The 24,823-nt window shown below is 62.4% G+C and carries 23 protein-coding genes, 1 tRNA gene and 2 pseudogenes; 10 read left to right on the top strand and 16 right to left on the bottom strand.

Features of this window, described 5'->3' with window-relative positions:
- Positions 1–45: 45 nt before the first annotated feature.
- The 7 genes from G7067_RS07800 to G7067_RS07770 all read right to left on the bottom strand — a co-directional run bounded on the left by G7067_RS07800 (position 46) and on the right by G7067_RS07770 (position 6,291).
- Positions 46–1,404, bottom strand: coding sequence for a sigma-54-dependent transcriptional regulator family protein (locus G7067_RS07800; protein ID WP_166323289.1), 1,359 nt, complete (start codon positions 1,402–1,404; stop codon positions 46–48).
- 97 nt (positions 1,405–1,501) lie between these two features.
- Positions 1,502–2,608 (bottom strand): carboxylate-amine ligase, encoded by a 1,107-nt coding sequence (locus tag G7067_RS07795; RefSeq protein ID WP_166323287.1) that lies wholly within the window; start codon positions 2,606–2,608, stop codon positions 1,502–1,504.
- 8 nt (positions 2,609–2,616) lie between these two features.
- Positions 2,617–3,411: a fumarylacetoacetate hydrolase family protein gene (locus G7067_RS07790; protein WP_166323285.1), complete on the bottom strand. Its 795-nt coding sequence runs from the start codon at positions 3,409–3,411 to the stop codon at positions 2,617–2,619.
- A gap of 2 nt (positions 3,412–3,413) precedes the next feature.
- Positions 3,414–4,505: a branched-chain amino acid aminotransferase gene (locus G7067_RS07785; RefSeq protein WP_166323283.1), complete on the bottom strand. Its 1,092-nt coding sequence runs from the start codon at positions 4,503–4,505 to the stop codon at positions 3,414–3,416.
- Positions 4,506–4,546: 41 nt separating this feature from the next.
- Positions 4,547–5,617 (bottom strand): 3-isopropylmalate dehydrogenase, encoded by a 1,071-nt coding sequence (locus G7067_RS07780; protein ID WP_166323281.1) that lies wholly within the window; start codon positions 5,615–5,617, stop codon positions 4,547–4,549.
- A 49-nt stretch (positions 5,618–5,666) separates the two neighbouring features.
- On the bottom strand, positions 5,667–6,056 hold the full coding sequence (locus G7067_RS07775) for a type II toxin-antitoxin system VapC family toxin (RefSeq protein ID WP_166323279.1): 390 nt from the start codon (positions 6,054–6,056) through the stop codon (positions 5,667–5,669).
- Positions 6,043–6,291, bottom strand: coding sequence for a type II toxin-antitoxin system Phd/YefM family antitoxin (locus tag G7067_RS07770; protein WP_205881102.1), 249 nt, complete (start codon positions 6,289–6,291; stop codon positions 6,043–6,045). The genes G7067_RS07775 and G7067_RS07770 overlap by 14 nt, the downstream gene beginning before the upstream one ends.
- A gap of 96 nt (positions 6,292–6,387) precedes the next feature.
- Here G7067_RS07770 and G7067_RS07765 point away from each other — a divergent pair, with 96 nt between their 5' ends.
- Positions 6,388–6,843, top strand: coding sequence for a DUF1801 domain-containing protein (locus G7067_RS07765; protein WP_166323277.1), 456 nt, complete (start codon positions 6,388–6,390; stop codon positions 6,841–6,843).
- 170 nt (positions 6,844–7,013) lie between these two features.
- Here G7067_RS07765 and G7067_RS07760 read toward each other — a convergent pair whose 3' ends face one another.
- The 3 genes from G7067_RS07760 to G7067_RS07750 form a co-directional block, all read right to left on the bottom strand.
- Positions 7,014–8,672, bottom strand: coding sequence for a leucine-rich repeat domain-containing protein (locus G7067_RS07760; protein ID WP_166323275.1), 1,659 nt, complete (start codon positions 8,670–8,672; stop codon positions 7,014–7,016).
- Positions 8,673–8,698: 26 nt separating this feature from the next.
- Positions 8,699–9,169, bottom strand: coding sequence for a hypothetical protein (locus G7067_RS07755; protein WP_166323273.1), 471 nt, complete (start codon positions 9,167–9,169; stop codon positions 8,699–8,701).
- A 284-nt stretch (positions 9,170–9,453) separates the two neighbouring features.
- Positions 9,454–11,694, bottom strand: a complete 2,241-nt coding sequence (locus G7067_RS07750; RefSeq protein WP_166323271.1) for a leucine-rich repeat domain-containing protein — start codon at positions 11,692–11,694, stop codon at positions 9,454–9,456.
- A 612-nt stretch (positions 11,695–12,306) separates the two neighbouring features.
- On the opposite strand from G7067_RS07750, the gene G7067_RS07745 reads away from it, so the two are divergent.
- The 7 genes and pseudogenes from G7067_RS07745 (at position 12,307) to G7067_RS07720 (ending at position 17,083) form a co-directional block, all read left to right on the top strand.
- The gene (locus tag G7067_RS07745) at positions 12,307–12,687 is read left to right on the top strand and encodes a helix-turn-helix transcriptional regulator (RefSeq protein ID WP_166323269.1); all 381 of its coding nucleotides are present in this window, start codon (positions 12,307–12,309) and stop codon (positions 12,685–12,687) included.
- Positions 12,688–12,881: 194 nt separating this feature from the next.
- The gene (locus G7067_RS07740) at positions 12,882–13,271 is read left to right on the top strand and encodes a VapC50 family PIN domain-containing toxin (protein WP_166323267.1); all 390 of its coding nucleotides are present in this window, start codon (positions 12,882–12,884) and stop codon (positions 13,269–13,271) included.
- Between the two features lie 151 nt (positions 13,272–13,422).
- A pseudogene (locus G7067_RS15225) lies at positions 13,423–13,500 on the top strand (hypothetical protein); the annotation flags it as partial.
- A 222-nt stretch (positions 13,501–13,722) separates the two neighbouring features.
- The gene (locus G7067_RS07735) at positions 13,723–14,070 is read left to right on the top strand and encodes a transposase (protein WP_166323265.1); all 348 of its coding nucleotides are present in this window, start codon (positions 13,723–13,725) and stop codon (positions 14,068–14,070) included.
- Between the two features lie 73 nt (positions 14,071–14,143).
- Positions 14,144–15,201 (top strand): annotated as a pseudogene (locus G7067_RS07730) (IS1595 family transposase).
- 59 nt (positions 15,202–15,260) lie between these two features.
- The gene (locus G7067_RS07725) at positions 15,261–15,791 is read left to right on the top strand and encodes a hypothetical protein (protein ID WP_166323263.1); all 531 of its coding nucleotides are present in this window, start codon (positions 15,261–15,263) and stop codon (positions 15,789–15,791) included.
- A gap of 113 nt (positions 15,792–15,904) precedes the next feature.
- Positions 15,905–17,083 carry an IS1249 family transposase gene (locus tag G7067_RS07720; RefSeq protein WP_166323261.1) on the top strand — a complete coding sequence of 393 codons (1,179 nt, stop codon included), beginning with the start codon at positions 15,905–15,907 and terminating at the stop codon, positions 17,081–17,083.
- A 257-nt stretch (positions 17,084–17,340) separates the two neighbouring features.
- Here the strand turns inward: G7067_RS07720 and G7067_RS07715 are convergent.
- From G7067_RS07715 to guaB1, 5 genes are all read right to left on the bottom strand, one after another.
- Positions 17,341–17,413 (bottom strand) — tRNA-Glu (locus tag G7067_RS07715).
- A gap of 141 nt (positions 17,414–17,554) precedes the next feature.
- Positions 17,555–18,022: a hypothetical protein gene (locus G7067_RS07710; RefSeq protein ID WP_166323259.1), complete on the bottom strand. Its 468-nt coding sequence runs from the start codon at positions 18,020–18,022 to the stop codon at positions 17,555–17,557.
- Positions 18,015–19,109: an AI-2E family transporter gene (locus G7067_RS07705; protein ID WP_244301012.1), complete on the bottom strand. Its 1,095-nt coding sequence runs from the start codon at positions 19,107–19,109 to the stop codon at positions 18,015–18,017. Before G7067_RS07705 ends, G7067_RS07710 begins: the two co-directional genes overlap by 8 nt.
- Before the next feature lie 84 nt (positions 19,110–19,193).
- Positions 19,194–20,633, bottom strand: a complete 1,440-nt coding sequence (gene thrC / locus G7067_RS07700) for a threonine synthase (protein WP_166323255.1) — start codon at positions 20,631–20,633, stop codon at positions 19,194–19,196.
- Between the two features lie 77 nt (positions 20,634–20,710).
- Positions 20,711–22,201 carry a GMP reductase gene (gene guaB1, locus G7067_RS07695; protein WP_166323253.1) on the bottom strand — a complete coding sequence of 497 codons (1,491 nt, stop codon included), beginning with the start codon at positions 22,199–22,201 and terminating at the stop codon, positions 20,711–20,713.
- Between the two features lie 68 nt (positions 22,202–22,269).
- On the opposite strand from guaB1, the gene mscL reads away from it, so the two are divergent.
- Together mscL and G7067_RS07685 are read left to right on the top strand one after the other, a co-directional pair.
- Positions 22,270–22,719: a large conductance mechanosensitive channel protein MscL gene (mscL, locus tag G7067_RS07690; RefSeq protein ID WP_166323251.1), complete on the top strand. Its 450-nt coding sequence runs from the start codon at positions 22,270–22,272 to the stop codon at positions 22,717–22,719.
- 60 nt (positions 22,720–22,779) lie between these two features.
- The gene (locus G7067_RS07685; RefSeq protein ID WP_166323249.1) at positions 22,780–23,250 is read left to right on the top strand and encodes a DUF4190 domain-containing protein; all 471 of its coding nucleotides are present in this window, start codon (positions 22,780–22,782) and stop codon (positions 23,248–23,250) included.
- A gap of 58 nt (positions 23,251–23,308) precedes the next feature.
- Here G7067_RS07685 and G7067_RS07680 read toward each other — a convergent pair whose 3' ends face one another.
- Positions 23,309–24,760, bottom strand: a complete 1,452-nt coding sequence (locus G7067_RS07680; protein WP_166325947.1) for a dipeptidase — start codon at positions 24,758–24,760, stop codon at positions 23,309–23,311.
- Positions 24,761–24,823 lie beyond the last annotated feature (63 nt).

The following is a 24,823-nucleotide window of genomic DNA, read 5'->3' as shown; positions in this document are numbered from 1 at the left end:
GCTGTGAGCCGCGGCACCCCAAAGGGTACGTCGCAAGAGGTTGCATCAACGTTGCACGGGCGCCTCACTGGCGCTGGCTTCGAGCGCTTCAAGTTTTGTGACCACGCGCGCGCGGCGAGGCGACAGCGGCGGCAGGATCGTGAGGAGCGTATGCCATACCTCGAAGTCGTCGCTCGCCCACAGTTGCGCGTACTCGAACAGCGGGGCGGCGGCGGCGGATTGCAGAAGGGACTCGCGCAGGGTCGCGTCAACGTCGAGACGCAGCTCGTCGACGAACGGAGCCTCCGAGGCGGGCAACACCGGCCCGTCGTAGGCAGCCAATGCGAGCCGATGCGCACCGCGTTCGAGGGCTGTCAGAAGCTCGTGGGCATCGACGTTGAGTACACCATCAAGTCGGTAGGGTTTCGAGGCCAGCTCGAGCGGCACCCCAAGATCTCGCAGCCAGCGCCGCAAGCGCACAATTTCTGGGCGCAGCGTTGCCTCGGCGTCGCGGCTGCCATACACCCGCTCCGCGAGTTCAGCGCCAGTGAGGCCGTGCGGGGCCGCGGTGAGCGCGAGCAGGATCTCGGCGTGTCGGCCACTCACAATTTCCCGCTGCCCGCGGTGTTCCAGCACAGCCGGATCCTGACCAAGCACCAACAATCGGGGTGGGTGTGTCATCACCGCTTGGGTTGTGCGGGAGGAAGCGCGCGAAGCGGCTGGCCGATCCTGGGAGATCGTCTCGCGCAGCCTCACCAGGCGCATCTCTGCCTCCACTGCGGCGAGTGTTGCTTCGATGAGCGGCAGCATGTGAGGTTCGGCGGCGGCATCACCCCCGGTCACGTCGATCACCCCGATCACCGAACCGTCACGCGGGTCGTGCACAGGGGCGGCCGTGCAACTCCACTGGTGCACCGAGCGATGATAATGCTCGGCACCGAGCACCTGCAGCGAATGGTTAAGTTCGAGCGCAATCCCTGGCGCACTCGTACCCATCGCAGCCTCAGACCAGTCAGCACCGGCCAGGAAACCCATGTCTTCCGCCTGCGCCCGGAGCTTCGGATCGCCATCAACCCACAGCAATCGCCCCGCGGCGTCCCCCAACGCCACGATAAAGCCTGACTCCGTCGCTTCTTGAAGGAGCAGCCGACGTACAACCGGCAACACCACGCTGAGCGGATGGGTGCGGCGCAGCTCAGCCAGTTCGTCGGCGCTCAGCGCGACCCCCAAAGGGGCAGCATCGGGGTCAATGGTTCGGTCCCGTGAACGAAGCCAGGACTGCAATACCACCGGCCTCAGCAACGACGACACCACGCCGCTGTGCGGCAAATCGTTTGCCACAAAGCGCTCGTGTGCAAGCTCCAACTGGCGTCGCCGCTCGCGCACAGACTCGCCACGTTGCAGCGCCTGCCACCCATTTGACATCAGCCTCCTCCTTCGCAAAGGTACCCCGAGGCTACTCCAGATACAACACGATTGATAGCGCTCACCGCCGTGCGACGGGTGAGCGCAAATGGGTGCATTAGAACTGGCGAGCGCACGAGCGGGCGCGATAAAGCGCAAGGAGCGCCTCGACGCCCCCTCGCTCGTACGCCTGCATCTGGAGCCGCGCAGGCTCACCCGCCGCCAGGCGCCGCGCAACGTAAGCCGTCACGAACTCCAGATCTCCGGCAGCGGCAAGCTGCGGCGTCACATGATCAATCAGTGCGTTGACTGCCTCAGCAACTGGCACTGAGCCTCCGTGGAGGGGGTGCACGAGATCTGAACCGAGACCGTTACGCGCGGCAAGCCAGTGAGCACCCCGGACGAGATGCAGATCGGGATCCTCGCGGGCGATCCCCGTTTCCGCCTCTGCGATGCAGCGGTCAACGAGGGCGCGCACCAACACCGCAAACGCGACGGTGTCACGCGGATCCAGCTGCGCGTCTGCCGTGCGCAACTCAACCGTGGGGAAATTGTCGGAGAGTCTGATCGACCAGTTCACGAGCGCAGCGTCGAGCACGATCCCGCTGCGCATGAACTCTTGGACCATCGCGCCGTAGTCGCTGCCGCTCTCAAAATAGGGCGGGTACCCCGCCGTCGGCCACTGCATCGTCGTCAGATATCGCCAGCTCGCAAAGCCGGTCGGCCGCCCCAAATGAATGGGCGAGTTCGCTGTGAGGGCAACGAACACCGGCGACCAGCGTGCCATCCGCGCCATCACCTCAACGCCGGTGTCACGCGATGGCACCTCGACGTGCACGTGGGTACCGGTCGAGTAGTAGTGCGACACGAGATTGCCGAGACTTTTCTCGATCGCCTGGTACCGGGGCTTTGCGGTCACCGTGCCCGGGCGGTCTCCCCCGATCGGCGGTAGCCCGGTGCTCGCGAGCACAACCCCGAGATCCGCGGCAACGCGAGATGCGCCAGCCCGAAACTCACGCAGCGTATCCAGGGCTTCGCTCGCAGAGCGACAGACGGGAGTCGCGGTCTCCAGCTGGCACTCAAAATACTCGACCTCGGCACGCAACCCGGGGAGCGCAGCAATCATCTCGTGAGCTACGTTACGGGGCAGACCGCTCGCAGCGTCGAGAAGAAGAAACTCTTCTTCAATTCCAAAATGGCGCGCTGTGGCGCTTGCAGAAGCCATAGGGCACTTTAGCGCACGGGATTGCGAAGGATCCCGATCCCCTCGATCTCCACTTCAACGACGTCTCCCGGTTCGAGCAGACCAACTCCCGCGGGTGTTCCCGTCAGGATCACGTCGCCCGGGAGCAGAGTGAATGCGTGCGACGCATAGGACACGATCTTGGCGAGACTGTGGATGAGCTGCGAGGTGCGGCCCTCTTGCCTGATCTCACCGTTGACACGCGTGGTGATTCGAGCGTCCTGCAGATCCGGATCCGTTTCAATGACCGGGCCCAACGGGCAGAACGTATCGAAGCCCTTCCCCCGGGTCCACTGGCCATCGGCGATCTGAATATCGCGCGCCGTGACGTCGTTGGCGCAGGTGAAGCCAAAGACAACCTTCAGCGCATCCTCTTCACTGACATCTTTCGCGAGGGCACCAATGATGATCGCGAGCTCGCCCTCGTGTTCTACACGGTCCGAAACCGCCGGACGAAGAATAGTCTCGCCCGGGCCAATGACCGAGGTGTTCGGCTTCAGAAACAGGAGCGGTTCGGCTGGCGGCGCATCGGTGTTCCCCGTGACCCCGCGCATCTCCTCGACGTGGTCAAGGTAATTCTTCCCCACGCACACTACTTTGGAACGCGGGATTACGGGCGCGAGCAGGCGCACCTTTTCGAATGCGAAGCGGCGCCCCGTCGTGTCAAAACCCGCGACCAGCGGATCTGCGGCGAGCTCCACAATTTCAACGCCCGAACCATCTTCGGCCATGTCGAGGATCCCGTAGGAGATCTCACCGTCAATCTGAAACCGTGCAACTTTCATGCTCAGCCCTTCACCACCAGATCTAGCCAACCGTGTGTGTCAGCGCGTGTACCGAACTGGATTCCGGTGAGTTCTTCCCGCAGCGCCAGCGTGGTAGGTCCGGGGGCCGCGGCACCAAAATCAATCGTGAAATCCGTGGCCTTGAGCTGACCGATCGGCGTGATCACCGCGGCGGTGCCGCAGGCAAAGGCCTCTGTGATTGAACCATCCGCGACGCCCGCGCGCCATTCCGACACGGTGAGCTCGCGCTCCTCAACGGCCATACCACGATCCCGCGCCAGCTCGATGAGGCTCTTGCGGGTGATCCCCTCAAGAATGTTGCCATTGAGCTGCGGGGTCAGCAGTGTACCGTCGGCTCGCACCAGGAACAGATTCATACCTCCGAGCTCATCGATCGTGTCGGGGGTCGCGGAATCCGTAAAGAGCACCTGCTGGCACCCCTGCGCTGCCGCCTCATTCTGGGGCAACAGTGACGCGGCGTAGTTGCCGCCACACTTCGCAGCTCCCGTGCCACCGCGGCCAGCACGGGCGTACTGCTGCGACAGCCAGATCGAAACCGGCTTCACGCCGCCTGAGAAGTAGGGACCAGCGGGGCTGGCGATCACCATAAACCTGGCACGCTCGGCCGAACGAACACCCAAGAAGCTCTCGTCGGCGATCATAAACGGCCGCAGGTAGAGCGTCTGGTCTGCACCGCGCGGCACCCACTCGGCGTCCGCCGCGACGAGCTCGCGCACGGCAGCAACAAATAGCTCCACCGGAATCTCGGGTAGCGCGAGTCGTCGCGCGGAGTCGTTCAGACGCTTGGCGTTCTCATCGGGACGGAACGTGACGATCGACCCGTCCTCCCGGCGATATGCCTTCAGCCCTTCAAAGACTTCTTGCCCGTAGTGCAACACCGAGGACGCGGGATCCATCTGAATCGGGCCATACGGCAAAAGCTCGGGCTGCTGCCAGCCGTCTTCTTTGGTCCATACGATCGACACCATGTGATCGGTGAAGTGGTTGCCAAAGCCGGGATCTGCGAGGATCGCCTCGCGCTCGGCCGCGGGCATGCGGGCGGCTTCGGTGCGGGTGAACGTGAGTTCGGTCATGATGATGCCTTCATTGTTGATCTGGGCCGCGGCGATTGAGCTTAGGCACCCGCCGCTGATGCCTGCAGCTGGGCGATCACGGCGTCGCCGATCTGCGCCGTCTGGCGGGGAGATGCCCCGCGGACTGCGAGGTCGGCGCGCACTGCGTCACGCACACGGTTGGCCTCTGAGGTGAGGCCGAGGTGGTCGAGCATGATGCTCGCGGAGAGGATCGCCGCGGTCGGATCCGCCTTCTGCTGCCCTGCGATGTCGGGAGCAGAACCGTGAACCGGTTCAAACATGCTCGGGAAGGTGCGATCGGGATTGATGTTTCCCGAGGCCGCAAGCCCGATGCCGCCGCCGATCGCGCCAGCAAGGTCTGTGAGGATGTCACCAAATAGGTTATCAGTCACCACGACGTCGAAACGCGCCGGATCCTGCACCATAAAAATCGTCGCCGCGTCAACGTGCATGTAGTCGACGGCGATCTCGGGATACTCGGCGGCGACAGTCTCGACGACGCGCTGCCAAATTGCCCCCGCGTGCACCAGCACATTTGTCTTGTGTACCCAGGTGAGCCTCTTGCGCGGTCGTGCCTGCGCGGTCTCGAAGGCGTAGCGCACGACCCGTTCAACGCCGTAGGCCGTGTTCACCGACACCTCGGTCGCGACCTCGTGCGGGGTGCCCGAGCGCATCGAACCCCCGTTACCAGCGTAGGGACCCTCGGTGCCCTCACGGACCACCAGAAAATCAACCGCACCTGGGTTGGCGAGCGTTGACGTGACGCCCGGGAACAGCGTGCACGGTCGCACATTGGCGTAGTGATCAAAGTCGAAGCGGAGCTTCAGCAGCAAACCGCGTTCGATGTTTGCGGCTTTCAGCCGTGGATCGCCAGGTACTCCACCAACGGCACCAAAAAGGATCGCGTCATGGCCCGCGATCGCCGCCTGCTCGTTTGCGGGAAGCGTCTCGCCCGTTTCCAGGAAGCGCTCGGCGCCGAGTTTGAATTCGGTGCGTTCAAGCCGCACGTCACTGCCCTCAAGCACCGCATCAAGAACTCGATTCGCCTGCTCAATTACTTCTGGCCCGATCCCATCACCGGGGATCACTGCGAGCTTGATGGTGCGGGTCACTGGCTCTCCTTTGCATGCGCGAACCTCTCCAGCATAGTGCGGACTGGAGTCACTCCCGAGCGTCAATGATCCAAGTTTCTCCGAGTTTCAGCAGCGCCGCATCCGCCGTCAAGAACTGCATCCCCTCAGCTTCCGCCTGCCCGATGAGGAATCGATCGAATGGATCATGCCGACTCAAGCGAGGACGATGCAACAGCTCGCTCGCGTGTGCGCCCGAAAATCGGAGTTCAGTCAGACCCATCTCATCAAACACTGTAGGAAACCGCTGACCTCCGGGCAACGTGATCTTTCCGAGCATGTGTTTGATCACAATTTCAGAAACCGAGATCGAGGAATAGAACACCCGATCGGCAAGCCGAATGCGCTCCCTCGCACACTCCCCGAGCTGGGGCGCGTCCAGATAGGACCAGATCAAGGCGTTGGTATCAAGCAGGATCACAGCGCTGCACCATAGAACAGTTCCTGTACCTCGGCATCCTGCGCGTCAAACTTCTCAGCATCGAACTCGAACTCCCCCGCCCCAGACCAAACACAACCGTGACACGAGAGTGCGGCACCAGGTCCACGACGGGCGTGCCAGCGCGCGCAATGACCACGCGCTCACCAGACAGGGCGCGCTCCACCAGCGCAGACAGCTGGGTCTTCGCCTCATGCATATTTACTTGCGTCACCATACGGTTAGTCTACACTAGCTAACAACAGCAAGGAAGGGACTAAACCACTTCCCTACGCTGAAACAGTCACACCGTGCCGACACTCGAGGAGACCTCATGTCCAGCTCAAAACCCACAATGTCGCCCTCCGAGGCGAGTATCGAGTCGGTGCTTGCGAAGGCGACGGGCCCGCGCCGCGCCGAGGCCGAAGAAATCCTCGAGATGTGCCGCGAACTGACTGGTGAAGAACCGGTGGTGTGGGCGGGACGAATCATTGGGTTCGGCGAATATGAGTACAGCTACGACAGCGGGCACAGCGGCCGCGGCCCGCTCCTCTCGTTCGCCCCAGGCGCTGCCCGGCACACCATTTACCTCACGAGCGATTTTGAGGATCACTGGCCCGATCTCATGGCGCGACTCGGCAAGCACAAGGCGAGCAAGGCGTGCCTGTACCTCACACGACTAACGGGAGTGGACCGTGAGGCGCTCCGGGAACTCCTTGAGCGCTCATTGACGCGCACTCGTGAGGAATGGGGGACGACACTTGAAGCTAGCGTGGGTCCCTCGTCTTGAATCCCTCAAGCGGGTCGCACCCCGCGCCGCAATTGCGTCATCGATCGCCCGCTCCGAGCGTCCTTCGGAAGCAAAAGCCCCAAACACACACTCATGCAACGTCGTCGCAGACGACCACGGGTTCCCAGCCGGACAGCACATGGCAGGCACGCAGGCCACGTCACCTTAGCTTAGCTGCGGCGACGGCGCAGCAGCAGGCTCCCGCCCGCAGCAGCAAGGACCAGCACACTGACCATCGCAGCCACCACAGAATCCGCGCCCGTCCGACTCAGCTCACCGTTTCCTCCGGCACCCGGCGCGCCAGGCTTGGGCGTGACACCGTTCCCGGGAGGATCAACATCCGGCGCCGGTTCCGAAGCAGATTCCCACACCGCATACACCGTCGTCAACGGATCTAGCAACGCCAACTCCGACACCGCACCGGTCACACTGATCAGGTCGCTCCCATCAGGGCACTTCCCATCCACCAGCGGATCCGTGCACCAACCCACGAGCGTGTGATCCACCCGCTCAGCATTCGGCACCACCACACCCCACTCAGTAAACGGCAGCACCGGCGTATCCGCCAACACCCGCGGCTCAGCAAACGACCCCAACGTACTCGGATACGCGAACGAATCACCCGTCGCACTAAAGACCGTGTCCGACTGCCGCGACACCACCGTCGCATCATCGATACCCTCGAGCGCGAGCTGACGGTACCCCGCCAGATCATATGCCCGACCCGTCGCACCCCAATCAGTACCCGTATTCGCGCCATCAACGCCGTACCACAACCACGCCGCATCAGCGGGCGCGATCGGATTATCTGCCGGGAACGCGATCGTGTCCGCCGGCGTCTCCGTCGCACGGAACTCCAACACCTCAAGCGACGACGGCGACTGCGAGAACGCAAGGCGATCAACCGACAAACTCGTCATACCGCCGGGCAATGACACCCGCGTCAGCGGATTCACGTTCCCCGGAGCGCTCTGATAAAACGCTGCCGCACCAATCGACGCCTTCTTCAACCCATCAGGAAGCGTCACCGACTCAAGCGAATTCTTACCCCCCGTCGCCGACTGCTGAAACGCCGACGCCGCCAGCGAGAGATCCTCGAGTCCCTCGGGGAACACCACACTCTTCAGGGCGTTACTCCCACCGGTTGCCTCCTGATAGAACGCCGCATATGCGACATAGAGAGTTTTCAGCCCCTCCGGAAACACCACAAACTCGAACACGTTTGAGCCGTTGAGAGAGGTTTGACTCACACCAAAATTGCCGACGGTAAGCGATGTCAGTCCCACCGGAAACTCGATCGACTTCAGTGCGGTCGGACCGTTTCCCGAATGCTGCGAGATGGCCCCGCTTCCTACGCTCAGCGTTTGCAGCCCCTCAGGGAACGTCACGGTTTCAAGCGTGGTGTGGCCGGTTGTCGAGCTCTGAGCCAAAGCTGCGTAGCCGAGCTCCAGCGTTTCCAATCCCTCAGGGAACTCAATCGACCTCAGTCGAGTCGAGGCTCCACCGCCCGTAAAGAACGCGTTTTCTTCAAGGGTGAGATGCTTCAGGCCATCCGGAAACTTCACAAACTCCAGGGCAATTGCCCCCTCGGAAGTCGACTGGCCAAACGCACGGTTGCCGACCGTCAGTGATTCCATCCCCGCAGGAAATTCAACGCCAATCAGCGCGTTGGATCCTTGGCCGGACTCAACCCACTGCCGAAATGCGGAATCCCCGATCTCAATTCGGTCGACGGAGGGAGGGAACTGAACTGTCGCCAAGGTGTTGCTACCAGAGCCACCGTATACGACCTGAAGAAACGCGTTGGGGGCGATATCGAGGTTCTGCATGTGGGACTGCGGAAAGACAACCGTCTCTAAGCCGTTACTCCCCCAATGGAACTCTGGTCAAAGGCCCCGTTTCCGAGGGTGAGTGTGTCAAGCGCGTCCGGAAAAATGAGCGTCCTCAGGGGATTTGTCCCGCCGTGCGACTGCCTGAACCCGTGCACACCGATCGTAAGTTCGCGGAGCCCGTTGGGAAAGGCAACCGACGCGAGCCGGGGCGGTTGAGACATACCCGTAAACTCGAACGCAGAGTCGGCGATGTCGAGTGAAACCACGGGTCCCGGGTTCACAAACGATACGCTCTCCAAATTCAGACGGCACGATTCGGCGGCCTGCGTTGAGACCACCACCCGGTCCGCGCCAGAGGGCTGCGCAACCGCAGCAAGATCTACCGTGAGTTGATCCCCCGCACCGTGCGAGACCCCCGGAGTTGTAGTCCCCGGACACAACTGATCCGCACCGATCGTCAACTCACCAGCCCGCGGCAACGGCGGATCTGCCATCGCAGAAGCACCTGCAAACATCGACATGACCACCGCACTACACGCGATTATCCCCAACACAGCTTGACGTCCTTGAGACATGTTCAACACACCGTCATTCCTGGTCTAAATCTATGGAAACACTAACATTTTCGAAACCGGGAATACATTCCCAGGCCAGCCCTCCCCGCTCTAATGCCCACGGTTCAGATTTGACAGGCCTCAGCTCATTCCTTGCCGCGCACACAGAACATGCTGATTCCAGGGAGGGCTGCAGGTTCAGGCGTACGCCCGATACCCGCGTTTCACACCCGGCGACGGCGCAGCAACAGCAGCGCCCCACCCGTAGCAAGGACCAGCATGGTGATCGTTGCAGCCACCACAGAATCCGCGCCCGTCCGACTCAGCTCACCGTTTCCTCCGGCACCCGGCGCGCCAGGCTTGGGCGTGACACCGTTCCCGGGAGGATCAACATCCGGCGCCGGTTCCGAAGCAGATTCCCACACCGCATACACCGTCGTCAACGGATCTAGCAACGCCAACTCCGACACCGCACCGGTCACACTGATCAGGTCGCTCCCATCAGGGCACTTCCCATCCACCAGCGGATCCGTGCACCAACCCACGAGCGTGTGATCCACCCGCTCAGCATTCGGCACCACCACACCCCACTCAGTAAACGGCAGCACCGGCGTATCCGCCAACACCCGCGGCTCAGCAAACGACCCCAACGTACTCGGATACGCGAACGAATCACCCGTCGCACTAAAGACCGTGTCCGACTGCCGCGACACCACCGTCGCATCATCGATACCCTCGAGCGCGAGCTGACGGTACCCCGCCAGATCATATGCCCGACCCGTCGCACCCCAATCAGTACCCGTATTCGCACCATCAACGCCGTACCACAACCACGCCGCATCAGCGGGCGCGATCGGATTATCTGCCGGGAACACGATACTGGTGGCGGGAGTCTCGGTGGCGCGGAACTCCAGCACCTTCAACGACGATGGGAACTGCGAGAACGCGAGACGTTCGATGGACAGACTCGTCATCCCGCCCGGCAGCGACACCCGAGTGAGCGGATTGGGACCCCCAACTGAGTATTGATAAAAGGCAGACTCCCTAATCGACGCGTTCTTGAGCCCGTCGGGAAGATCCACAGAGGACAGCGCGTTCGTTCCTCCGCTCAGCACCGATTGTTGGAACGCCGACCGTTCGAGTACGAGGTCTTCGAGGGTCTCGGGAAACACCACAGTTGCGAGTGCGTTGCTGCCGCGGTTCGCCTGCTGATAAAACGCCCCGTAACCGATATCAAGCGACTTCAGGCCCTCCGGAAACACCACGGACTCAAGCACGTTCGATCCGTTCCTGGCATCTTGATTCACGCCGTAGGTGCCGATCGATAACGTAGTCAGACCACGGGGGAACTCAATCGATTTCAGGGACGTGGAGCCGTTTCCAGCCATCTGGTAGAACGCCGCGCCGCCAACAGTCAGGTTCTGAAGCCCATCAGGGAAAGAGATCGTCTCAAGCGTTGTGCGTCCGTTGGTTGAGCTCTGCGCAAACGCCCCATACCCGAGCTTCAATGTCTCGAGGCCCGCGGGAAAAACGAGCGAAGTCAGGTGGCTGGATTCCCGAGCAGAGGTAAAGAACGCACTGTCATCGACCTGGAGGTATTTGAGCCCCTCTGGGAAGGTCACAGAGGCAAGAGTTGTGGCACCATCATTTGTTGACTGGTGAAAGGCACGACTGCCAATGGTCAACGACTCAATACCGGAGGGAATATCAACGTCAACGAGCGCGGTCGACCCTGGCCCCTCGATGACCTGTTGCCCAAACGACCAAGACCCAAGGTTGAGAGAGTCAAGTGACGGCGGAAACTTCACGACCGCAAGCGTATTGCTTCCGTCAGAATCGGATACGTACTGCTGGAACCCAGACAGTTCAATATCGAGATTTCTCATGTGTGTTTGCGGAAAGACGAGCTCGGTCAACGCGTTCATTCCCCCTTTTGAACGCTGCTCAAACGCCGAATAGCCGATCACAAGACTGTCGAGGCTATTGGGGAACACAAGCGTCTTGAGCGAGTTATCACCGTTTATTATTTGCCTAAAGGCCTGGCGACCGATCGTCAGTTCACTCAAACCTTCGGGGAAGGAAACCGAGGTCAGTTTTGGTCCCGTCGCAGGATAGGCCAATTCGAACGCATATTCCGCGATGTTGAGGGAAACCACGGGTCCCGGGTTCACAAACGATACGCTCTCCAAATTCAGGCGGCACGATTCGGCGGCCTGCGTTGAGACGACCACCCGATCCGCGCCGGAGGCCTGCGCAACCGCAGCAAGATCCACCGTGAGTTGATCCCCCGCACCGTGCGATACACCCGGGATCGTGGTGCCCGGACACAGTTGATTCGTGCCGATCGTCAACTCACCAGCCAGCGGCACCAGCGGATCCGCCACCGCAGCAGCACCGCCCACCATCGATATCACCACCGCCCCGCAGGCCACGAGTCCCAACAGAGCTTGACGTCTTTGAGCCATGTAGATACACCCTCATTCCCGGATCAAAACGAGGGAAACACTCACCCTGCACCCCGCGTGAAATATATACGACATTCGTAGTCTATCTTATTTATGGGTAATGCCCTGACCTGTACCTTGGAAGGTCTACGAAACCAGCGTGCACCGAGGGGCAAAGAAAGAGGCAATCCCACCTCTGAAGCCCTCAGTCCACCTCGGACCCCATTGGGTATCGAACTGAGACTGGTTGTTTATGCATATTCGGTTACTGTCAGAATCAGTATCCCGCCCCACCCCAGATACAACGAAACCCCCACCCGAAGGTGAGGCTTTCGAACCGGTGACCCCAGCGGGCGCGGACTGTTTGCAAGGAAACGCACCGCGTTTCCGCGCAGGCCGCGGCGGGCCCACCGGCCCGCAACCCGCGTTACCGCCGCGAGAGAGGATTCAGAGTGGCCGGATCGACCTGCTCACCCCCGGACTCGCCGACGTTTCCGAGCCTCCCGAATGCGTCGAGTGCGGCCGGAAAGCTTATGTCGTCGGGGTTCGCTGCCAAAATACTGCCACGTTGCCGCCGCCGGAAGGCATACTTTCGCAAGTTGTCATTATTGCAGTTAGGAGTAGGATAGCACCATGACAACCCATGCACTCGCCGCCACCCTCGACCCGGTCGACCCCGCTGTGCGATCCGACGCGAAGAGTCTCGCGGAGCGGTTGCACGGAGATACTCGGGTCGAGACTGCGGTGCGCGCGATGCTCGATGCGGTCGCGCACGGGGCGCGGGTCGTAGTAATGCAGGCTGAAGAAGAGGTCACACCCACCGCTGCTGCGGAGATGATGGGAGTGACTCGTCAGTTCGTCGACCGACTTTGCGAGGATGGTATGCTCCCCTTCCGCCGACTGCCAGGTAGCCGTCACCGTCGTATCCGCGTGCAGGATGTGCTGGATGCCGCAGCCAAGCGAGAGCAGCGCCGCGCTGGTGGCGATGCGATCCGCGCCGCGCTCGGGGTGTAGCGCGTGGCCCGCATGCAACGGGTCTTCATCGACACCCAGCGAGTTGTTCCCATTCACGATCATGGACGTATTGCTCTCGCTGTCTGAAGACTTCCTCTTCACCTGGGTCTGGACGGACGAGCTTCTGGACGAATGGGAGCAGGTCATCGTCCGCGAAGGCGTGCGCACGCCGGAATCAGCGCTCTCGGTGAGCGATGCGGTGCGCGCACTTCGGTCGCTACCGCATCGCCCCGGAACTGTACCGGCATCGGGTCACAGACGACCTCTCTCCTGATCCCGGCGACCGCCTGCATGCTGCGGCGTACATCCACGGCGATGTCGATGTACTCCTGACGCGGAACGTCAAAGACTTCCGCACCCCTGCCTTTGCTCACGCCGAGGTGGAGGTGATGACCTCAGACGCATTTCTCTGTGACATATTGACACATCGCCGTCAAGCGGTGGTCGAGTCCTTCGCTCGTGCTGCAAGCGCGAAGGAGAATCCGCCCATGACAGCGACGGTGCTAGCGAACGCGATCTCGAACGCCGGCGCGCCGCAGTTCGCCGAACGTCTCCGGCGTTACATTTCTGAGACGGCGTGCTGATATTGATGATGGGGGTAACCCGATACAGCGAAAGCCCCACCCGAAGGTGAGGCTTTCGAGGGTTACCGGCCAAAACGTGTGGATGGAAGCTTGATCTAGCCGCATGATCACGCGGTAAAACAGGGATCGTTATGCTCCGACACCCTTAACTGTGCCCAAACCATCAAACACGACCTCCTGTCTGCTATGCACTATCAAGCTCGTCAAGAACGGGAAAACAGCAGCCGGCACCCAACGCTGGAAATGCCCCTCATGTGGAGCCTCAACCTCCCGCAAACGCGACGATGTCACCCGCAAACACCAACTCGACAGATTCTTCACTTGGCTCCTCGGGAAACACTCTCAACCAGAAATCACCGGCACCCAGACTGGCCGATCCTTTCGCCGGAAGGCCGCCTGGTGCTGGCGCATCACCCCGCGTCTGCCGACAGTCACACTCCCACCCAAATATGTGATTATTGACGGCACCTACATCGGTTCCTGGTGTCTGCTCATCGCAACTGATGAACACCAGATACCCCTCGCTTGGCAATGGTGCTCTACCGAATCTCAAGCCGCATGGGAAGCACTCCTCAGGCAGATCCCTGCCCCGCTCGTCGTGATCTGTGACGGCGGGTCAGGGGTACGTGCCGCGATCCGGGAACAATGGCCAGACACCCTCACCCAGCGCTGCCTCTTCCACATCTGGATGAACCTCAGAACCCACCTCACTCTCCGGCCCCGCACCCCCGCAGGCCAAGCATTGCTTGAACTCGGGAAAAGGGGTATCCATTTAGCTCCCGTGAAGCCTGTATTCTGAGCTAAACGTTGAAAGACCCCGGCGCTGCGCTAACAGCCCGGGGCGTGGACTACACCAAGAAGGGGTGTCGTCAATGGTCGATAATACCGATGTCCCGTTGCAGGGTCATCCTGTCCCAGGGCACGATTACCCGGGTGACGCGGCCGAGTTTCGGGCATGGTTCCCTGATGACGCATCGTGTCTGGACTATCTTGCCTGGCTGCGTTGGCCGGACGGGTTCGTCTGTCCACACTGTCAGGCCACGGCTTCTTGGCGTGAGAAGACCGGCCGGTATCGATGTCGTGACTGTGAGAAGCAGATCTCAGCGACTGCGGGCACACTGTTCGAGAAGACGAGGATCCCGCTCACGGTGTGGTTTGAGGCGATCTGGCTGATGACGAGCCCGAAAGGTGGCGTCTCGGCGGCGCATCTACACCGGGTACTCCCGATCTCGTCTTATCAGACAGCTTGGACGATGCTCGGTAAGCTCCGACAAGTGATGAAGCCTGATCCTGCGGCGAAACTTTCAGGTGTGGTCGAGGTCGACGAGACCTTCTTTGGGGTCCGAGGCCCGGAAGCCCCGGTCGTGGCGCGAAGGGGAAGACCTTGGTTGCGGGAGCGATCGAATACACGGATGCGGGGTGGGGGCGGGCTCGTCTCGCAGTCATTCCTGATGCCTCGACTGGTTCTTTGCGGAACTTCGTGACCGCGAACATTGCGTTGGGTTCCACCGTGATCTCTGATGGATGGACTGCGTACCCTGGCGCGCTTGACGGGTACGTGCATGACCCGGTGAATGTGTCTGCGTCAGGGAAACCAGCACACGAGGTACTGCCAGCGGTCCACCGCCTGTTCTCGCTCGTGAAACGTCTGATCGATGGCACCTATCAAGGAGCTGGAACCGCAGCGCATCTTCCAGAATATTTGGATGAGTTCGTGTTCCGGCTTAACCGAAGACATAGTCGGCAGCGCGGCCTACTGTTCTTGCGGCTACTGCAACGCGCGGTCGCTCACGAGCAGGTCACCTATCGGGACTTGGTGCGTGATTCAAAAGCGAAATTGGTGTCTCCGAGGGGAGTGCTGGGGCCACGTCGCCAGCCGGGGTCACTGGACATTGGTTCTGCTGGTAGGCCCTGGCGTGCTGACCGCTGAATCGGTAGTGGGTCACGGGAGCTAAATGGATACCCCTTCTCGGGAAACGACTCCGCCGGGTGACAAACACCGATGACGCAGTCGCTTGGTTACAGCAACTCAACGACTGGCACAGCATCTACGGTCACCTCACCACAGAACGTTCCTACGCAAAGAAACGTCTCCCTGGCGGGCTCTGGGACTCACCCACCGGGAAGAAATGGTGGTACACCCACGACCGTCTCAGAAAGGCGTACAACCTCCTCGCGGAACTCCAACGCCGCGGCCACCTCTTCACCTATCTGACCGCCGGAGGCCCCAAAACAACAAGCCGTCTCGAAGGCGGGATCAACGCCCTCATCAAGCAGACGCTCCGCCTTCACCGAGGCATGACAATCGACCACCAAAAACGTGCCGCAGAATGGGTGCTCGTTGAACGTGCAGGCCTCCTACACACCGCACCGGCAATGATCACCGAAGCAGCCATCGCGCCGCCCCAGAAACAACGGCCACGATTCACCGAACCCGACCCAGGTCCAGCCCTCTACGACACCGCGCTCAGCAGTGAGGAAGGTCTCTGGCTACGCACCGGATGGGGCGGCAGACACTAGACACGCCCAACCGCATCCACACGTTTTGGCCGGTAACCCCGGCTTATAGGCCAAAAAGAGTGGATGGAATCTTAATCTAGCCGCGTAACCACGCGGCAAAACAAGGGTCGCTAATGTCCGTGACGATTAGTTGTGGCAAACAACACTTCCCCTCTCTCTGTGTGATATGCAAAACAAAACTGGTAAAGAACGGCCGCAATGCTGCCGGGAACCAACGCTGGAAATGCCCCACCTGCGGAGCTTCATCACTCCGTAAACGCCCCGATCGCAGCCAGTTGTTCACGCTGCGAACGTTCATCGATTGGCTCCTGGGTAAACACGAGCAAGCGGTTCTCGATGGAACCCAAACAGGGCGCTCGTTCCGCCGACACATCGCCTGGTGTTGGGAGCTACGCCCACGCATACCCGCCACCGGGGTGATCTACGACGTCATCCAAATCGATGGGTTCAACCTCCGTACCGGCTGGTGTGTCCTCGTCGCCACACACCGCGGAGCCGTGGTCGCCGCGCAATGGTGCTCCCGCGAGGGGTACGCCGCCTGGAGCGCGCTCATGAAACGGCTCCCACCCCCACACCTGGTGGTGTGCGACGGAGGCCCCGGCATGCACGCCGCACTCAGGGAGCACTGGCCCGAAACTCGCGTGCAACGCTGCCTCGTCCATCTCCAACGCAACGTCCGCAAATACGTCACGACCCGCTCAAAAACGGCTGCCGGGAAGGGACTGTGGGGGCTCGCGAAGAAACTCACCAGCGTGAAAACCGTCGACACTGCCGAAGCCTGGACGCGGCTTCTGCTGGCGTGGGAGAGCGAGCATTTACACCTCACGAAAGCACGCACCTACCGCAAGGACGGTATCGAGGTGCCCTCGTGGGCGAAGCCTGGACAACAGTGGTGGTACACGCACCAACGGCTACGTTCAGGGCACCAGGTACTACGCAGAGTGATCCAGAAAGGACACCTATTCACGTTCCTCGACCCCGATCTTCAACACCTTCGAGCGCCCGTAACAACGAACGAGATTGAAGGGGGAACCAACTCCCAAATGCGGGCAATGCTTCGCCACCACCGAGGCATGCCAGAAGAACACCAACGCCGCGCGATCGAGTGGTGGCTGTACATGCATTCCGAGGTTCCAGATCCAGCCAAGGTTCTCTCCGAACACGAGCCACAGTCATCAGGCCTACCCCGCCCTGAACACACGACCCCAGACCCGGGAACCGCGCTCTACGACACCGGCCTCGACCAAGGCGAAGGGCTCTGGTTACGCCGCGGCTGGGCCGGACGAGGGTGAGACACGCCCGACTCCATCCACTCTTTTTGGCCTATAAGCCGTAACCCCGCCCCACCCCAGATACAACGAAACCCCCACCCGAAGGTGAGGCTTTCGAACCGGTGACCCCAGCGGGCGCGGACTGCTTGCAAGGAAACGCACCGCGTTTCCGCGCAGGCCGCGGCGGGCCCACCGGCCGCAACCCGCAAGCGGGTTCGAATCCCACCCCACCCGCGATACAACGAAAGCCCCACCCGAAGGTGAGGCTTTCGAACCGGTGACCCCAGCGGGATTCGAACCCGCGTTACCGCCGTGAGAGGGCAGCGTACTAGGCCGCTATACGATGGGGCCGGTCGCGTTGCACGGCGCTGAGATTACTCCCCGCTGCCGTAGCAACTCATCTATCTTGGCATACGCAAACGAATCACGCAAAGTCAGATTCCTTCACGGCGCGTCATCGTGTTTCCGCGCTGTGGGATGACTGCGGCCACCTCAAACACCGAGCCTCCCGCGCGCCCACAACACCAGCCCGGAGATCACCGCGAGTGAGATCGCGACTGCCCACATCACCGGCGCACCGTTCCCTTCGCCTGCCGCGGCACCCGCCCACAGCGCACCAAGCAGCACACCGCTGATCCCGAGCCACGCCAGCACGGAAACCGCGGCAAGCCCGAACGGCACGATCAGGTGGCGGGCAAGCAGCCCACCCGGTGACGATGGCAGTAGCACCGGCGACCCCACGCCTTCCGCCGCGACGGCGAGGCCGCGCGTCCACGACTGCAACGATACCGTCGCCACCAGCAGCGCCGTCGCTCCCAGCATTCCGGCCCGCGCGAGATCATCTTCCGCTCCGTTTGCGCCGCGCACCGCGACACAGGATCCCGGTTCAAGCGTGAGCGAGGTCTCCGGAAGCAGAGTGAAGCCGTCAAGAGAGACCGTAACTCCCGCCGCCTCAAGCATGCGGTTCGTGCTCTCGCGCCCATCGTGCTGGCAACTCGGGGCCGTCCCAGATCTTCACGATCCCCCAACCCACCGCGGCGACCGGCACGGCGAGCACCGCGCCGAGGATTCCGCCGGTGAGCGTGCCAATGGTCAACGCGAGCAGAATCACGAGGGCGTGCAGCTTGAGCGCGCGCCCCATCAGCACCGGCTGCAGCAGGTTACCTTCGAGCTGATTCACGAGCACCACCACCGCAACTACCAGCACCGCGTTCAGCGGCCCGTTCGCAACCAGCGCGACAAGCGCGGCGAGGATCCCGGCGACCGTCGCACCAACGAGAGGAATAAACGCGAGCACAAATACGAGCACCGCAAGCGGCAGGGCGAGCGGCACCTGCAGGATCACAAGCCCGATGCCAATGCCGATGGCGTCCACCGCCGCGACTCCGGCGGTGCCACGAACATAGGATCCGAGCGTGGCCACCGTGGTGTCTCCAACGCGGCGAGCCCGTTCCAGCCCGCGCCCGGAAAACGGCCGCAGCATAAAGCCCCAGATGGTCGGCCCATCCTTCAGGAAGAAGAACAACACCACGATCAGCAGCACGAAGCCGGTCGCAAAGCTGGTGATCGCGCCGACCCCGGCGAGCGCACCGGAGCCAAATTGGGAACTCGTCAAGAAGTCCACGACGCTCTCGCGCCACTCGGCCAGCTGCCCGGCGTCGGGCGCAAACGGCAGCGTCTTTACCCAGTCGAGCACCTGCGCAAAACCATCCTCGGCCTTCGCCTGCAGCGTGTCCCACTGATCAAGTACGGCCCACACGATCAACCAACCCGCCGCCACCAGGAGCACCACGATCCCGAGCAGCACAAGCACGGTCGCGAGCAGATCGCTGACACCGCGTGCGCACAACCAGCGCATCACCGGCGCAAAGGTGCTGGCAAAAATGAGGGCGAGCAGGATCGGGATTACGACCGTGGTCAGGGTACTCATCCCCCAGATCACCACGGCGGTGAGCGCCAGAACGATCAGGACCTGCAGGGCACGAACGGCGAGAAGCCCGAACCCGTCACTCCACGCGCGCTGCACGGGCGTGGGTTCCGGTGGCACCCCCGGCTGTTCCGCTGCACTTTGTCCCGCTGAACCCTGTTCCTGCCGACACCAGCATCGACGCTTCACTGCCATGCAGCAAGGTTACACGGCGCGCTCCGCGATGAAGCTGCGAAGCTGCTGCTCATCATCAGGCATATCGGTAACGCGCTGCGGCAGATCAAGCAGCCCTGCAAGGTGTTCCGGCATCCCGATCTGCTGCCCCGTCGCGTCAAACACGACCTCCGGGAACTTCGCGGGCTTCGCCGTTTCGAGCACCAGCATCGGGACTCCTGGCTCCACGAACTCGCGCGCAACCTTCACGCCGTCCGCGGTGTGCGGATCGATGATGATCTCGCTCGTCTCGAACACCGAGCGGATCGTCGCAAGCCGGTCAGCGTGGGTGCTCGTGCCGCTCTGAAAACCAAACTCAGTTTCGAAGCGGGGCAGCTCCGCCCGCAGGTCGATCTGCCCGGTGCGCTCGAGCTCGTCCCAGGCGGCAGACAATCGCTGCGGATCGCGACCGAGCAACTCAAACACGAAGCGCTCAAGGTTCGAGGCCTTCGAGATATCCATCGACGGGCTCGAAGTGGCGAAGGTGGCGGCCGCGCTGCGGGGTGCGTAGATCCCGGTGCGGAAGAACTCGTCGAGCACGTTGTTTTCGTTTGCCGCGAGCACGAGCCTTCGGATCGGGAGGCCCATGCTGCGTGCGAAGTGACCGGAGAGAATGTTTCCGAAGTTGCCGGAGGGGATCGTGAAGGAGACTTCGTATCCTGCTCGTTCGGCAGCTGGCACCGCATCGGTCTGCCGCAGCCATGCCCAGAAGTAGTACACGATCTGTGCGCTGATGCGTCCGAGGTTGATCGAGTTCACGGTGCCGAGGTTGTGCTCGCGCTTGTATTCGAGATCCCCGGAGAGTTTCTTCACGAGATTCTGGCAGTCGTCAAACACGCCGGCGATTGCGATGTTGTGAATGTTGCCGTCGGTGAGCGAATACATTTGCGCGCGCTGGAAGGCGCTCATGCGACCCTGTGGCGACAGCATAAACACGGCGATCCCGTCTTTGCCGCGCAGCGCATACTCCGCCGCAGAACCGGTGTCGCCCGAGGTCGCCCCGATGATGTTCAGCGTGCGGTCGCTTTTCGCGAGCACATACTCGAGCGCCTGCCCAAGGAACTGCATCGCCATGTCCTTGAATGCGAGCGTCGGCCCTTCGGAGAGCCCGACGAGCGCGATTTCTCCAGGCCCTTGCTCCCCCGCGAGCGGCACAAGCGGGACAATGCGTTCGCTCACGAAGCGGTCTGGAGCATACGCGGCGCGGCACAGCTCGGCGAGCTCGTCTCGCGGAATATCAGTGGCGAAGAGCCCCAGGATCTCGGTCGCAAGCTCCGGGTAGCTGAGTGAACGCCACCCTTCGACCTGCGCGGCGCTCAGCTGCGGCAGGGACTCGGGAACCACCAGCCCGCCGTCAGTCGCCAGTCCTTCAAGCAGAACCGCGCTGTAGGGAGCAGCTTCCATACCGCCGCGAGTTGAGATGTACTTCACTGAGTGCGCTCCATTCGTTTACGTATGCCCGGGGACCATTCTCGCAGGTTTCGGCGGGGTCGATATGCGACTCGCGCCTACCAACTGACCGGCAGCGCCTTGCCTTCCTCGTAGCCTGCCGCGGACTGCAGACCGACCCGAGCCCGCAAATGAAACTCCTGCAGACTGTTGGCCCCCGCATAGGTGAAGGAGGAGCGCAGCCCCGAGGTGATCATGTCAACGAGGTCTTCCACACTTGGCCGCTGCGGATCCAAGTAGATCTTCGATGAGGAGATGCCCTCGGCAAAGAGTTCTTTCCGCGCGCGCTCGTAGGCATCGAGCGCGCCGAAGCGCCCCTGCACCGCCTTGGTGGAGGCCATACCCCAGGATTCCTTGTACTGGCGGCCGTCCTCGTCCGTGTGTAGCTCACCGGGAGACTCCGCGGTTCCCGCGAACCAGGAGCCGATCATGATTGCGGAGGCCCCTGCGGCGAGCGCGAGGGCAACATCGCGCGGGTAGCGGACGCCGCCGTCGGCCCAGACGTGGGCGCCGAGCTCGCGGGCCGCCTGCGCGGTCTCGAGGACCGCGGAGAACTGCGGGCGACCGACCGCCGTCATCATGCGCGTGGTGCACATTGCTCCGGGCCCGACGCCGACCTTCAGGATCGTGGCGCCTGCGTTGACAAGGTCGTTGACGCCGTCGGAGGTGACGATGTTACCCGCAACGATCGGCACGCCAAGCGACAGCTCGGAGACCGTGCGCAGGGCCCGCAGCATGGTTTCCTGATGCCCGTGAGCGGTATCGACGACGAGCGCGTTCGCGCCTGCGGCCACAAGCGCCCGTGCTTTGGTCGCAATGTCACCATTGATTCCCACGGCGGCAGCGACGATCAATCTGCCGTCAGCATCGAGGGCGGGCTGATAGATCGAGCGGCGCAGCGCCGATTTCTCGGAGAGCACGCCGACGAGCAGACCGTCTGCGACGACGCAGACCGCCGCAGGATCCGCCGCCTCCGCGTCATGGTTGGAGAGGGCTGCAGCGACGCGGTCGAATGCGGTGCGGGGGTCGGAAAGCTCGGAAGCGTCGATGACGGCGGCTTTTCCTCGGAGCAGGTCGCCCAGCCGCGCGTCAGGGGGCACTGCTGCAAGCCGCTGCGCTGAGAGCACCCCGCGAATCGAGCGCTCGGCAGGGAGCGCCTCGTCCGTATCGTGGTCTGCGACGACGACACTCTGCCCCTCGGCGAGCGGGATCTGACGGAGAGCGTCCGCGGCGGTTGCGGCGACCGGCAGCACAATCGGGGTATCTACGGTGGCGGGTTGCCGTTTTACCCACTGGATCGCGCGTTCCATCTCGGGGAGCGACATGTCTTGGGGCAGAACCGCGAGCCCTCCGCGTCTGGCGAGGACGGCCGCGAGGCGCGGGCCAGTCACCGAGTTCATGTTTGAGGCCACGAGCGGCAGCGTGGCCTGGGTACCATCGCCAGGGGCGAGGGTCACGTCGAGCCGGCTGCGCACCTCCGAGTGCCGCGGCACGAGAAACACATCTGAATAGGTTAGGTCAACGGCGGGCATCGCCCCAATGAACTCCATGCCACCCAATCTATCGCCTGCTGCATAGGATAAGAACCTGGTAGCATCGGCCGATCCAGGGGAGAATCATGTTTAAGGGTTTCAAGGAGTTCTTGCTCCGCGGCAACGTCATCGACTTGGCCGTTGCCGTGGTTATTGGCGCAGCATTCAACGCTGTCGTGCAGAAGGTTGTTGATGCGCTCATCAATCCGGTGGTCGGCATGGTGTTCAAAGCAGACTCGCTCGACGGCGCCATGGTCGTCGGGCTTCCCGGTGGCGGCGCGATCGCGTTTGGCGCGCTACTCGGCGCGGTGCTGAACTTCGTCATCGTCGCAGCGGTGGTCTACTTCGTGTTTGTGCTTCCGATGAACAGGCTGCGCGGTCCCGCTGTGGCGGAGGAGCCGGCGCCCGCGGGACCGAGTGAACACGAGCTCCTCACTGAGATCCGCGATCTCCTGCGAGCGCAGGCCACCGCTGGCCGCGCGGGCGATGCCCGTGGGAGCGAGGATCCCCCGCTCCCCTCAGAGCCGCAGCACTGAGAAGAGATTGCGCGCGCTATAGAATTAAAGGGTTGGTATCTTCCAGTCCGAAGGTGAGACATGTCTAATCCCTATGCTCCGAGTGATGCGAGCCAGAATCAGCCGCCACAGCAGTTTTCGGCGTCGCCGGTTCCCCCATCGGAACAGCAGGTTTCCCCGCCCCAGCCCGTGGCGCCGACGCCCCAGTACCAGCCGCCGGTCACCTATCAGGCACCGATCCCACCGCACCAGTCTGGCGGATATCGGGGGTACCTCGGAGTAGCGCCTCCCCCCAGCCAGCGAAGCGGTATCGCCGTCGCCTCGCTGATCATCAGCATTTTCAGCTTCGCGCTCCTCGGGATTCCGCTAATCGGCGGCGTCGTGGGAATCCCCGGCGGAATCACTGCAGTGGTGCTTGGCATCGTTGCGCTGAACAAACGTCAACCCAAGGGGATGTCAATCGCAGGCATCATCATTGGCTCGCTCGCCGCGATTGTCTCGGCCTTTGCCGCGTACTTTTTCCTTTTCGCTTTCGGCGTGCTCGGCGCATAGGCGGCGGGCACGCTGAACGCTTCGTCCGCCCTCGGGCACGTGATGCTGCAGGGGTAATTCAGGCGCTGCGCTGATTCAGACGGGCCAGGAACAGCGCCTCGGTCAGCATCGCTTTGCGGAACGTTTCAAGATGAAGCGACTCGTTCGGGCTGTGCGCGCGGGAATCGGGATCCTCAACCCCGGTCACCAGAATCTCTGCACCCGGAAACTCCTCCACGAGTTCCGCGATGAACGGGATCGATCCGCCGATGCCGGTGTCAACCGGGTCACGATCCCACGCATCCGCCATTGCCTTGCGGATCTCGGCGACCGCCCAACCGCTCGTGTCGACGAGGAACGCCTGGCCGAAATCACCGTCTTCGAAGGTGAGCTGTGCGCCAAACGGAGCATGATCCTGCAGGTGACGTTTGAACGCCTCGAAGGCCTCGGCGGGATCCTGCCCCGGAGCAATCCGCGCGCTGATGCGAACCGTGACGCTCGGGATCAGGGTGTTGGAGGCGTTCGCGATATCGGGAGCGTCGATGCCGGTGATCGAGATCGCGGGCTTCGCCCAGATCCGCGACAGAATCTCGCCCGTGCCGATCGGTGAGACACCGTCGAGAAGCCCGGTCTCCTCGCGCAGCCGCGCTTCGTCGTATTCGGGAATGGCTAGGTCCGCCTCGCGCAACCCCGCGACCGCGACTGCGCCCTCCTTGTCCCACATCGTGTCAAGCAGGCGAACGGCAGCGAGCATCGCGTCGGGCACCGCTCCGCCAAACATGCCCGAGTGTGAGGCGCGATCGAGTGTTTCAATCTTGAGGTTGAAGGCGACCGCGCCCCGCAGCGCAACCGTCAAGGCGGGTGTCTCGGTGTCCCAGTTGGAGGAATCTGCGACGATGATGGCGTCCGCAGCGAGCAGCTCACGATTCTCGCGCAGGAAGTTTCCGAACGACTGCGACGCCCATTCCTCTTCGCCCTCGATAAACAGTGCGATGCCCAGGTCAAGGTCTTCGCCAGATTCGGTCAGCGCATCAGCCACCGCGCGGATCGCGCCGAGGTGCGACATGACCCCCGCCTTGTCGTCTGCGGCGCCGCGTCCGAAGAGCCTGCCGTCACGCAGCACCGGCTCAAACGGCGGCGTCTGCCAATCCTCGTCCTTGCCGGGTGGCTGCACATCGTGGTGCGCGTAGAGCAGCACGGTCGGGCGCCCGTTTCGTGCTGCGCGCCGTGCAACCACGGCGGGCTGACCGAGCTCGGGATCCGCCGCGTTCTCGCTGCCCGCAACCGGAGCACGCCGCACGTCAACCACATCAAAGATGCCGAGCTCGCGGAGTTTCCCCGCGATCGACTCGGCGCTCTCTCCGAGGTGCCGGGGATCAAAGGCCGGCCAAGACACCGAGGGGATCCGCACCAGATCTGAGAGTTCCGCGACCGTCGCGTCAAAACTCGCCTCGACCGTCTCGCGGATCCTGCTTTCCAAGGCCTGAGCCGCCTGCGCCTGCCGCGCGTTGTCGCCGTCGTGATGATTCATGTTGTCCTTAAGATCCCTGATCTGTGTGTCACGCACTTCATGCGTCCTTAAGTGCGTTTGTTC

Origin of the sequence: Leucobacter insecticola (genome assembly GCF_011382965.1) — a bacterium.
Lineage (GTDB): Bacteria > Actinomycetota > Actinomycetes > Actinomycetales > Microbacteriaceae > Leucobacter > Leucobacter insecticola.
Note: the sequence above shows the minus strand (reverse complement) of the source record. Positions and strands in the feature narration are given on the sequence as shown.